At 69.3% G+C, this 12,058-nt stretch carries 7 protein-coding genes, 1 tRNA gene and 1 pseudogene; 7 read left to right on the top strand and 2 right to left on the bottom strand.

Annotated features, from left to right (window positions below):
• Positions 1–213: 213 nt before the first annotated feature.
• Positions 214–3,264 (bottom strand): FG-GAP-like repeat-containing protein, encoded by a 3,051-nt coding sequence (locus tag ACFVTC_RS24525; protein WP_390130332.1) that lies wholly within the window; start codon positions 3,262–3,264, stop codon positions 214–216.
• A 307-nt stretch (positions 3,265–3,571) separates the two neighbouring features.
• Here ACFVTC_RS24525 and ACFVTC_RS24520 point away from each other — a divergent pair.
• From ACFVTC_RS24520 to ACFVTC_RS24505, 4 genes and pseudogenes are all read left to right on the top strand, one after another.
• Positions 3,572–5,345: pseudogene (locus ACFVTC_RS24520) on the top strand (MMPL family transporter).
• Between the two features lie 105 nt (positions 5,346–5,450).
• Positions 5,451–6,632, top strand: a complete 1,182-nt coding sequence (locus tag ACFVTC_RS24515) for a sensor histidine kinase (protein WP_390130330.1) — start codon at positions 5,451–5,453, stop codon at positions 6,630–6,632.
• A 12-nt stretch (positions 6,633–6,644) separates the two neighbouring features.
• Positions 6,645–7,328 (top strand): response regulator, encoded by a 684-nt coding sequence (locus ACFVTC_RS24510; RefSeq protein ID WP_390130328.1) that lies wholly within the window; start codon positions 6,645–6,647, stop codon positions 7,326–7,328.
• Between the two features lie 508 nt (positions 7,329–7,836).
• Complete coding sequence (locus ACFVTC_RS24505; RefSeq protein ID WP_390130326.1) at positions 7,837–8,511, top strand: hypothetical protein; 675 nt, start codon at positions 7,837–7,839, stop codon at positions 8,509–8,511.
• 192 nt (positions 8,512–8,703) lie between these two features.
• Here ACFVTC_RS24505 and ACFVTC_RS24500 read toward each other — a convergent pair.
• A tRNA-Gly gene (locus tag ACFVTC_RS24500) sits at positions 8,704–8,777 on the bottom strand.
• A 513-nt stretch (positions 8,778–9,290) separates the two neighbouring features.
• Between ACFVTC_RS24500 and dcd the strand changes: the two genes are divergently transcribed.
• From dcd to ACFVTC_RS24485, 3 genes are all read left to right on the top strand, one after another.
• On the top strand, positions 9,291–9,866 hold the full coding sequence (gene dcd, locus ACFVTC_RS24495; protein WP_168529197.1) for a dCTP deaminase: 576 nt from the start codon (positions 9,291–9,293) through the stop codon (positions 9,864–9,866).
• Positions 9,867–9,876: 10 nt separating this feature from the next.
• Entirely contained in the window at positions 9,877–10,386 is a 510-nt protein-coding gene (locus ACFVTC_RS24490; protein ID WP_390130323.1) for a phosphoribosyltransferase, read from the top strand.
• Positions 10,387–10,604: 218 nt separating this feature from the next.
• A complete protein-coding gene (locus ACFVTC_RS24485) occupies positions 10,605–11,813 on the top strand; it encodes a Kelch repeat-containing protein (protein WP_390130321.1) in 1,209 nt (402 codons plus the stop codon).
• Positions 11,814–12,058 lie beyond the last annotated feature (245 nt).

Below are 12,058 nucleotides of genomic sequence, written 5' to 3'. Positions count from 1 at the left end.
GGAGCCGGAGCCGGAGCCGGAGACGGAGCCGCGCCCACCCCGCCCCGGTGTCCCCGTGCCGTGGCCGGGGCGGGCCGGCGCTCTGGCCGTCGGCAGCATGCTCTTCCGCGACGCGTAGGACGTGCCGGGGACGTCGGGCACGGGACGTCGGGCAGGGGACGGGCCCGGACGAAACGCGTCGTCCGGGCCCGTCGTGCGGCGGCGGAGCCGGGCTCAGAACAAGCCCTTGTATCCCTGCCAGCCGGTGGCGATCCTCGTGCGGCCGCCGAAGGAGCCGGCGCCGTTGCCGTTGTTGCGCCAGACGTTGCCGGAGGTGTCGCGGGAGACCACGTCGGCTCTGCCGTCGCCGGTGATGTCTCCCACGCCCACGATCACGTCGTACGACGAGCCCCAGTCGTTGAAGACCTTCACGCGGGCCTTGAACGTGCCGGTCGCCGTGCCGTCGTAGCGCCACAGTTCGTTCGACCTGTCCTGGGCCAGCAGGTCACCGTGACCGTCGCCGTTGAGGTCACCGGCACCCACGACCTTCTTGTACCCCGTCCACTTGGACGCGATCTTCACCCTGGCCGAGAACGTGCCCGTGCTCGTCGCCTTGTAGAGGTAGACGTCGCCGGTCGAGGACTGGCGGGCGATCAGGTCGGCCCGGCCGTCGCCGCTGACGTCCCCGGGCGAGGTCAGCACGTCGTACTGGTTCCAGCCCGTGCCCAGCGACGTGTACGCGGTGGACGGCGTCACCGCCGTCCCGCACGCGGGCCGGTAGGCGCGCAGCGAGCCGCTGCTGAACCGCACGAGCACGTCGTTGCAGCGGTCACCGCTCAGGTCGCCGAAGGGCACCGCCTTCACCGTCGTCGGCCACCCGGAACCCGTCACCTTGCCGGTGAACGTCCCCTTGCCCGTCCCGTACTGGTACGTCAGGCCGCCGGAGCCGTTGAGCGTCGCCAGCTCGCCGAAGCCGTCCGACCCGACGAAGTCGCGGCGGACCGCGGCGGCCCCGGTGACCTTGACCGGACCCGTCCTCGTCAGGGCCGCGCCCTGCCCGTCCGCGGGGGTGACGGTCAGCTTCCAGGTGTAGGCGCCATTGGGCACCAGCCGGCCGGAGCCGTCCTTGCCGTTCCAGGCCGGGCTCACCACACCGCGCGTCAGAGCGCCGGAGAGCGTGCGTACGGTCTTGCCGGCCCTGTCGCCGATCACGAGGGTCCAGGAGGCCGCCGGCTTGTTCAGCCACCACTTCGGGCCCCACTGCGCGGTGCCGCCCTTGACGTCGGCCGAGGCGGCGACGGTGGCGTCGCGCTGGGCGAGGGCGGAGACGGGCACGTCGCTGGAGGTCAGACGGATGGAGTTGTCGGAGCGGAGCTGGGCGATCACACCGGTGTACGGGTCGACGTCCCAGGCGTTGCCCTCGAACTCGCCCGCGGTGTGCGCCACGGGGGTCCCGCCGCGCACGTCGATCACCTTGAGCTGTCCGGCCGCGGCCGTCGCGACGAAGCCGTCACCGAGCCGTGCCTGCTCCCAGCCGGAACCCTGCACGAGCGTCAGATTCCGCTTGGTGACGGTGTCGTAGACGCCCTGGCCCTCCGAGTTGAGCACGCAGTTCCACAGCAGCCACCGGCCGACCGCCTGGAAGTCGTTCAGCAGGCAGCCGCGACCGAACCACACGGGCTCGCCCTGCTTCCCGGTCAGCAGGTCGTAGGGGACCACGGTGTCGTTGCCGGACATCACCCACACGGTGGTGCCCCATATCGCCCGTACGCTCTCCGTCGTCGTGTACACGGTGCGTCCGGAATCGAGGTCGACGATCCGGGTCTCCGTCTTGCCGGCGCTGTCGTACGGCCTGGCCAGGGCGGCGAAGCGGCCGTTCGCGGCGGTCGCGGTCCGGTAGGTGCGGGAGCTGTCGATCCGGGTGCCGGGCAGCGACCGGCCGGCCCCGAGGACCTGGGGCTGCTCGGCGGCCCCCGTGCCGTGACCGGAGACGACCGTCCGGCCGTCGCCGGTGTCGAGGAGACGCGGGCGGCCTCCCGCGTAGGCTTCCACCACGATGCGGCCGCGCGGGGTGCGCGCCCCCGCCGTGGGGGACCCGGCCACGCCGGTCTCCCGGGTGTGGAGGTACGACCAGTCACCCACGGGGTCCAGTTCCACGGTCGTCAGCCGGCCCTGGGCGAAGGTGAACTGAGAGACCGTGTGGGCGCTCTTCGGCGGATAAGCGTCCGCGATCCGGCGCACGGTGACCCCGCCGCCCGCGGCGGCCTCGACGAGGGAGACGCCCCAGTGGTCCGGGTCGGCGCCGCCCGCCACCAGGAGCCCGCCGTCCGGAGTCGCCACGGCCTGCCGGGACGTCCGGGCCAGCAGCGTCCGCGGCGCGGATCCGTCGAGGGGGACGGCCTCGACGCGCGAGACCGCGCGGTAGGTGTCCCTGCTGCCCAGGGAGGAGTCGTAGCGGGACACGATCACGGTGTCGCCGACGATGCCCAGTACCTGCGTGATGTCACCGACCGCCACGCTCCGTACGGCGGCGGCCGGGTTCTGGCGGGAGGCGACGCGCAGGGTGCCGTTGTCGTACCACACCAGGTGGGTGGGGCTGAGCGCGACGAGGTAGTACCACGACTGCATGCTGTACGGCAGGGCGGTGAAGCGCGCCTGCCCGATGTCGAGCCACCCGGTGACGGTGTCGTCGCCCTTCCGGTACTGCACCACCTGTCCGCGCGCGTCGCCCAGCCCGGCGGCGGACTCCGTGTAGACGCCGGAGGGCACGCCCTCCACCGTGCGGTCGGAGAGGGAGCCGTCGTCCCGGGCGTCGAGCAGATGCCACCGGGAGTCGCCCGGGGTCCCCGTCGTCGTGACGACCGTCGACCCGAGCGTGCTGAAGTAGGAGTGCCCCTCGGGCAGCGCGACCGTACCGACTTGACCCGAGGTCATGTTCCGCAGTGTCACGACCCTGGCGGAGCTGTCGAAGTGGGCGACGACGTCCGAACCCGCGCCGGCACTCGTCACGCCGTACGCGTCCGTGCCCGAGGCGTCGACGACCGTGTCGACACCGTCGTACGTCGTCCACAGCTGGCCACGGCCCTCCTCGTACCGGAGGAATCCCGAGGGCCCCGCGCTCAGCAGACCCGTCCTGGGAACCATGGACGTGGTGGCCGGCACGATCACCTCTCCGGTGACCGCCTCCCCGTGCGCACTGCCGGCCGTGAGCGGGCCGAGCCCGAGGGCGAGCGTGAAGGAAACGGTGGCGGCGGTGGCGCCTCGTACGAGCGCACGTCTGCCCATGCAGGACCTCTCCAAGGACGGTAGGCGAAGGCTCGGAGAGGCTTGTGCATGCGTCATCAGCCGCGGGTCATGGACGCGCGGCACACGTGACGTTGAGACACCCCCCAGGCGAGTGGCCGGATCCTAGCATTTTACCTGCGCATGACCTGCGGCCCCGGGTGGTGGGTCCTTCCCCGGTGCGGATCCGGCGGACCGGAGTAGTGCGAGTGCAGTAGAGGGGATTGCCAGCAGCTGCACGACGACGGAACAGCCCTGGTCCTGGAGTCTTGCGGAAGATTCCCGAGACCAGATGTGGAGCTTCCCTGTCATGGCGTCCTTCCTCTACCGGCTGGGCCGGACGGCCTTCCGGAAACGCCGTTGGGTCCTGCTGCTGTGGATGGCCGTCCTGGCCGTCGTCGGCTTCAAGGGCCTCACCGCCGCTGCCGGTGCCGACGACTCGTCGTCGATGCCGGGGATCGAATCCCAGAAGGCCTTCGACCTCATCGACCAGCGCTTCCCAGGAACCGCAGCCGACGGCGCGAGCGCACGTATCGTCTTCGTCGCGCCCGACGGACAGAGGGTCACGGCCGCCGACAACCGGCAGGCCATCGAGAAGACGGTCACCGATGCAGCTGCCGGGAGCCAGGTCGCGAGCGTGGTGGACCCGTTCCGGGCGAAGTGCCTTCGGCCTCTCGTCCTCGACGGGGACCCTCGCCACCATGCTGGGCCTCGCGGTCTCGATCGTCGGCGTCCCCATGCTCACCAAAGGGCGGCTCGCCGCCGCCGGAGCGGTCCTGCTGTCCGTGATCATCGCGCTGACGCTGGTTCCCGCGCTGCTCGGGTTCTGGCCGAACGCGGTCATGCCCCGGCATCTGCGCCGCCGCGTCCGCACGGCCGGGCAATCGGACGAGCAGCACCTCGCGGCCGTCACGGAGGCGGCAGTCGGCATCAAGGAATCGAGATGGGCCCGCTTCGTGCTGCGTCGCCCTCTGCCGGTCCTCCTGCTGTCCGTCGTCGGTCTCGGAGCACTCGCCCTGCCGGTGGCCGATCTTCAGCTGGGCACCTCCGGCGACGAGGCCAAGCCCACCTCCACCACCGAACGACGTGCCTACGACGCCCTCGCGGACGGTTTCGGCCCCGGCTTCAACGGCCCGTTGACCATCGTGGTCGACGCTCAGCGCACCCCCGACGCGACCGGAGCGGTGAACACCATCGCGCAGAGGATCGCTTCGACGGACGGCGTCGTGTCCGTGTCCGAGCCGCGCTTCAACCAAGCCGGGGACACCGCGATCCTCTCCGCCACGCCGTCCACCCCGCCCACCAGCGAGGAGACGAAGAATCTCGTCCAGACCATCCGCGGTGAGCGCTCGGGGCTGGAGAGGGCGACGGGCGCGACGTTCCAGGTCACCGGGACGACGGCGGCCAACATCGATGTCGCGCAGAAGATGCAGAGCGCGCTGATCCCCTACCTGGCCGTCGTGGTCGGGCTGGCCTTCCTGCTCCTGCTCGTCGTCTTCCGCTCCGTCCTGGTGCCCGTCAAGGCGGCCGTCGGGTTCCTCCTGTCCGTCCTGGCCTCGCTGGGCGCGGTCGTCGCGGTCTTCCAGTGGGGCTGGGCCGCCGACCTCCTCGGCGTCGAACAGACCGGCCCGATCATGAGCATGATGCCGATCTTCCTCGTCGGCATCGTCTTCGGCCTGGCCATGGACTACCAGGTATTCCTCGTGTCCCGCATGCGGGAGGCGTATGTCCACGGCCAGACCCCGGGCCACGCCATGGTCACCGGCTTCGGTCACAGCGCACGCGTCGTCGCCGCGGCAGCACTGATCATGATGAGTGTGTTCTCCGGCTTCATCACCGCCGGGGAATCGATGATCAAGATGATCGGTTTCGGTCTCGCCATCGCCGTCCTCTTCGACGCCTTCGTCGTCCGCATGGCGTTCGTACCTGCTGTCCTAGCGCTCCTCGGCCACCGGGCCTGGTGGCTGCCCCGATGGCTCGACCGCACGCTCCCCCGCGTCGACATCGAAGGCGAAGCGCTCGCCCGAAGCGACATCCCCGCGACCCAGCCCGACGAGAAGCCACTGGAAACCGCCGGAATCTGAGTGCACCTGGGTGAGGGCCACCCGATGTCGCCGGGCGGCCCTCACCGGCCTTCGCCGGTGGATGCCCCACCATGAGTCCGAAAGCCACTGCAACCGGAGACCGCGATGCCCAGCGCCGCCCGCCGTTTCGCTCTCGACCACCCGCACGTCATGGACGCGGCCCTGCTGACCTTCGTGCTCGCCTGCGTGGCCTCCGCGAGCTTCCTCGGCACGTGGGACGTGAGGGAACCGATCGCCTGGTGGCCAGGGCTGGTCCTGGGCGTCGTCGCCACCGCCGCCCTGCTGTGGCGACGAACCCGTCCTCGCCCGGTCGTCGTCGTCACCGGGGCCTGCGCCATCGCCGCGGTGGGTCTCGGCTACCTCACCACCATGCTGCTGCTCGCCCCCGTCATGGTGGCGTTGTTCTGGCTGGCGCTCCTCGACGAGCGCCGGACCGCCCACCTCTTCGGCCTCGGGGTCGTGGTGCTCATGGTCCCCCTCGCGATCGTGCGGGCACCCCGCTACGCCAGCTTCATCATCGTGACCCTGAACCCCGCTCTGGCACTGCTCCTCCCCGTCGCCTGGGGTTCCGCTCTACGGCTGCGCCGCGCGTTCACCGACTCACTGCGGGCCCGCGCCGAACACGCGGAACACACCCGAGAGGAGGAGGCACTGCGCCGGGTGGCGGAGGAACGTGTACGCATCGCCCGCGAACTCCACGATGTCGTGGCCCACCACCTCACCCTCGCCAACGCCCAGGCGGCCACCGCCGCGCACCTCATCCGCGACGACCCCGAACAGGCGGAGCACATGCTCACCGGCCTGAGCGGCACGACCGCCACCGCCCTGCGCGAACTGAAGGCGACGGTAGGGCTGCTGCGCCACCCGGAGGACTCCGACTCGCCTCTCCAGCCGGCCCCGAAACTCGAGCAGCTCCCCACCATGGTCGCGTCGCTCGCGACCGCGGGACTCGATGTCACCGTCACGACCGAGGGAGCGGCCCAGCCGCTCTCCCCCGCCGTGGACCTGACCGCCTACCGGATCGTCCAAGAGGCACTCACCAACGTCTCCAAGCACGCTGGAACCCCTGTGGCACAAGTGACGCTGACCTATACGGACGACGTACTGAAGATCGAGATCACCAACGAGCGAGGACACCCGGCCACCACCGCCCCGGTGTCCGTGAATTCCGGGTACGGACTCATCGGCATGCGGGAACGTGCCCTGTCCGCCGGAGGCCGATTCACCGCGGGCCCCCGCCCCGACGGTGGGTACACCGCCGTCGCCGAGCTCCCCCTCAACTTCTGATCCGGGAACCCCATGACCATCCGAGTGCTCCTCGCAGACGATCACACCCTCCTCAGGGACACCTTCCGCATCCTGATCGACTCCGCCGACGACCTGGAAGTCGTCGGTCAAGCGTCGGACGGCGCGGAGGCCGTCACCCTCGCGGGAACACTCCACCCCGACATCGTCGTCATGGACATCCGCATGCCAGGCACCGACGGCCTTGCCGCCACGACCGCCATCTGTGCCGACCCTTCCCTCGCGGGCGTGCGCATCCTCATCCTCACCACGTTCGAGACCGACGAGTACGTCGCCCGCGCGCTGCGCGCCGGAGCGAGCGGGTTCCTCGGCAAGGACGTCACCGCGGACGTCCTCCTCGGCGCGATCCGCACCGTCGCGGACGGCGACGCCCTGCTGTCCCCGGCCGCCACCAAGATGCTCGTCAGCCGCTTTCTCGTCACACCCGAGCCGGCCTCCGACACAGGGCTGCCGGACCGGATCAGCTCGCTCACCGCACGCGAGCGAGAAGTGATGATCATGGCTGCCCGCGGTATGTCCAACACGGACATCGCGGACACCCTCTGCCTCAGCCCACTGACCATCCGCACCCACGTCCAACGCGCCATGACCAAACTCCACGCCCGCGACCGAGCCCAACTCGTCGTTGCCGCCTACCAGTCGGGACTCGTGAAATCGGGACCACCCGCCACTCGCTGACTCACACCGGGAAATACGGGAAGCCGCGGCCGTGCCGGCGGGGTCACCCGGTGGCGGGCCGGTGGACCGGGATCGAGGGCGCGCCCTGCCCACCGGTCCGGACGGCAAAGAACCCCCGGGTCATCGACCTGGGGGTTTCATCGGTTCACCTGGAGTGTTGTCCGGGATCGGCGGGCTGGTGGCTCGGACCGTGCCGACCTCTCGCCCGGCTATGCCGAAGAGCAGGTCAGCGCCGTGCTGCGATGCGGGCGGCTGCCGCCTCAAGGAACTAGTGCCCTCCGCGTGCCCAGTCGTCGACGGTGAGAGGCCCGCGAAACGCAGCGACGGCTCGTCAATAACCAGCCGCAGGCCGCTGACTTGAGGCTTCAAGAGGGCGGTTCGTGAGTTCACGTCCGTTTCGAATATGGCGCGGCACTTCAGTTGGCGAGTGAACGCGTCAGGGGCAATGGCTTCGCTGGAGGATTGTGGCCGTGGGGCCTCGTGACACGCCAGGCAGAGGTGCGTCACGATGATCGCCATGACCGATGGAATTGCATGGCTTGCCGCTCCCCAGGCGATCGCCTTCGGTGGCTACAGCGTGGTGCTCGCTCGAGGGTTGGATGCCGAAGAGCTGGTGTCTCGGCTGACCGCGACAGTGTTCGGGCCGACGCGCACGGCGCGTAGCCTGGCCCACCTCACCAGCAAGGACCTGATCGATGTCGTGGAAGACGGCCCTTCGGGCCCCTACCCTGCAATAGGTCTGCGTTATGGAGAGATCGATGGATGGGTCTTCGTGGTGAAGTACGGAGGCTGGCAAGCGGAGTTCGGCCCGCGGCCACCTGTCTCTCGGGGTGGTGCACACGTATTCCAGCTGGAATACGAAGAGGAGAACGGAAAGCCGGTACCGCCTCAGTTCTCCTATCTCCATGACGATCGTCTCATGTGTGCCTTCAATCTCCACCTGGACGGTTCATGGGGATACGACGGCGTGAACGGTGACCGCGAGGTGGCGGTACGCGTCGAGGAGATGCTGGCTGCTGCCGGCCTGCCAGACGCCGATGTGCCTCGCCGGGAAGTGCACCGCACCGCACTGGAGATCATCGAACGATACTTCGGCCTTTCCCTGCCACGCAGGCAAGTCCTGGAGGCCGCGCTTCCCGCTGTGTTCCTGGAGATCGCGGAGCCGGCGAATTCCTTCAACTGAAGCGTCTGGTCGAACAGCAGGAAGAAGCCCTCGTCCTCCTCCGCCACCCCGGCCCGCATCCCGCCGTCAACGGCGACCTCGGCTGCTACCGCACGGGCCGTGAACGACGTCTTAGGCACGCAGAGGGCACGCCGCCCACAAATTGGAATAGACAACAAACAACCCCCGGGCCGATGGCCTGGGGGTTCGAATTGGAGCGGGTGACGAGAATCGAACTCGCACTCTCAGCTTGGGAAGCTGATGTTCTACCACTAAACTACACCCGCGTAAGACGCCGGCCGAGCCGGTGTCGAATGCCCGCTCACTCTACCTCATGCCTGGCCCCCGGCGCTGAAGCCGCGGGGCCGGCGCGCGTTTCGGGGGATGGACACGGCTGCAGGGGAACGGAGTTGGGGCGTACGGTGGAGGCGAGGGAGAGGGTCCTGGCGGGGTCGGAGTGCCGCCTGGAGAGCCGTCCCGTTCATCCCGTAATGTGGCTTTCGTCGTCGGTCACGCCAGTGCCTGACGCAGGCTCTTGGGGAAGGGACTCCGTGGACTTGATGGAGCGCACCGTCGTCCGATGTGCCGAGGGGCACGTGTTCAGCACCGCTTCGTTCCCGATGCAGAAGGCCGAGCGGCTCGGACCCGGTCGATTGATCCGGTGCCCGCGGTGCGCGCGGCTGCGGAACGTCGTTCCGGTGGCGTTGGAGAAGCAGTAGCGGCAACCGCCGAGCGGTCTCAGCAGGTGCAGGCGTGGGGCTGTCCACAATTGTGGGCAGCCCCACGCGTATCCTCGGGGCGTGCTTCTCTCAGACAAGGACATCCGGGCCGAGATCGGCGCCGGCCGGGTGCGGATCGCTCCGTACGACGAATCCATGGTGCAGCCGTCGAGTATCGACGTGCGGCTCGACCGCTATTTCCGGGTGTTCGAGAATCACCGCTACCCCCACATCGACCCCTCCATCGAGCAGGCGGATCTGACGCGGCTGGTCGAGCCCGAGGGTGACGAGCCGTTCATCCTGCACCCCGGCGAGTTCGTCCTCGCCAGTACGTACGAGGTCATCACGCTGCCGGACGACCTCGCCTCGCGGCTCGAGGGCAAGAGCTCCCTCGGGCGGCTCGGCCTCGTCACGCACTCCACCGCGGGGTTCATCGATCCCGGCTTCTCCGGGCACGTGACCCTGGAGCTGTCCAACCTGGCGACGCTGCCCATCAAGCTCTGGCCGGGCATGAAGATCGGGCAGCTGTGCATGTTCCAGCTCAGCTCGCCGGCCGAGTTCCCGTACGGCAGCGACCGGTACGGCTCCCGCTACCAGGGGCAGCGCGGACCGACCGCCTCCCGGTCCTTCCTCAACTTCCACCGGACCCAGGTCTGAGGGCGCGAGCATGACCGGAGCGCGGGAGAACCTCACCTACGAGCGGTTCGGCACCGCCGTCCGCGAACTCGCCCGGACCATCGTCGACGACGGGTACGAGCCGGACATAGTGCTCTCCATCGCGCGCGGCGGTGTCTTCGTCGCGGGCGGTCTCGCGTACGCCCTCGACTGCAAGAACATCCACCTGGTGAACGTCGAGTTCTACACGGGCGTCGGAACCACGCTCGAGATGCCCGTCATGCTCGCCCCCGTCCCCAACGTGATCGACTTCTCCGACAAGAAGGTCCTGATCACGGACGACGTCGCCGACACGGGCAAGACGCTCAAGCTCGTCCACGACTTCTGCGTCGACACCGTCGCCGAGGTCCGCAGCGCCGTGATCTACGAGAAGCCCCACTCACTCGTGAAGTGCGAGTACGTGTGGAAGCGGACCGACGAGTGGATCAACTTCCCGTGGAGTGTTCTGCCTCCGGTACATAGGTCCGGAGAGGTAGCCAGGCCGAACACAGAGGCGTTGTAGCCCCGGCCCGAAGTGCACAGGTCTCGGGTTGGAGTGACGCGACCGATTCTCCGGAGAACACCGGCTGTGGGGCCGCGCGCCCGGTAGCCGTCGCCGGCTGCCGACCGGTACATGCCGACGGCGATCTGTCCAGACCGGCGCGTCCGTCCGTGTGGTGTTGTCGGGACGCACGCACGAATGAACATCCAGAACTCCTCATATCAGCAGAAAGTGGGTTCATGAACCTCCTTCTGCGAAAAGTGGGTCGTATGCCGGGCGGGGGCACGCGCCCTCCGGCCTACGGGCCTGCTGCATCGCGGGCCTTCGCCATTGCTGCCGCGCTGTGGGCAGCGGTCGGCTTGGTCCTGGTCTCGCTGACGGCCCCCGCTCACGCCGCTCCCCGCGCGCACGTGGTGTCCGGTGCCGCGGCTGCTCCCGGCACCTGGAGCGTCACCGGTTCCATGCACGCCGGGCGCTTCGCTGCGACCGCGACCCGGCTGCCCAACGGCAAGGTGCTGGTCGCCGGCGGCAGCGGCAGCACCAGCAACCTGGCGTCCGCGGAGCTGTACGACCCGCGCACGGGTACCTGGCGTGTCACCGGCTCCCTGCACCACGCCCGCTCCGCCGCGACGGCCGTCCTGCTGCCCAACGGCAAGGTCCTGGTCTCCGGGGGTCTGGGTGACACCGGCATCCTGGCGTCCGCGGAGCTGTACGACCCGCGCACGGGTACCTGGCGTGTCACCGGCTCCCTGCACGACGCACGCTTCGAAGCGGCCGCGACCCGGCTGTCCGACGGGAAGGCCCTGACCGCGGGAGGCAGTGGAGACACCGGGAATCTGGCGTCGGCGGAGGTGTACAACCCTCGTACCGGTACCTGGCGTCTCACCGGGTCCATGCACAACGCTCGCTCCCGGCAGACCCTCACGCGGCTCTACGACGGCAAGGTTTTGACCGCGGGCGGGCTGGACGGCAACTTCGACCCCCAGACCTCGGCGGAGCTGTACAACCCGCGCACCGGCACGTGGAGAGTCACCGGGTCCATGCACGACGCCCGCTCGCACGCGGCAGCCTCGCTCCTGCCCGGCGGCAGGGTCCTGGTCGCGGGCGGCGGCAACAACGACGTCGGCGCCCTGGCATCCGCGGAGGTCTACAACCCCCACACGGGTACCTGGCGGATCACCGGGTCCATGCACGACGCCCGCGACTTTCCGACGGCGACTCTGCTCCTCAACGGAAGGGTCCTGGTCGCAGGCGGCGGCAACGACACCGGCTTCCTGACTTCGGCGGAGTTGTACAACCCGCTCACCGGAACCTGGCGCGCCACCGGCTCCATGAACCAGGCACGCTCGGGCTTCACGGCCACCCTGCTCACCAACGGCAAGGTCCTGGCTGCCGGCGGCTCCGGGCCCCTGGCATCGGCGGAGTTGTACAACCCGACCAGGTTCTAGCCGTTCACAGCGGCAGTTGACGGGTGCCGGCCACCAGTGTGGTCGGCACCCGTACAGGCCGATGCTTCGAGATCTGGCCTCATCCTTATCAGGTCGGTCCCAGGGCCCGTCGACGTCGGTCGACCCGTCGTCTGCCTGGTCCTGCTGGCCACTGAGGTTCGACGTCGACCGCCCGCGTTCGCGTCTGTTGGTGTCAGGTGCTGGTGTCAGACCTGAAAATCGGACGGGGCGCCGCCGCCTGGGAC

Source organism: Streptomyces sp. NPDC057950 (assembly GCF_042887295.1).
GTDB lineage: Bacteria > Actinomycetota > Actinomycetes > Streptomycetales > Streptomycetaceae > Streptomyces > Streptomyces kaempferi.
The sequence above is the reverse complement of the archived record's forward strand: the minus strand, read 5'-3'. Positions and strand labels throughout refer to the sequence as shown.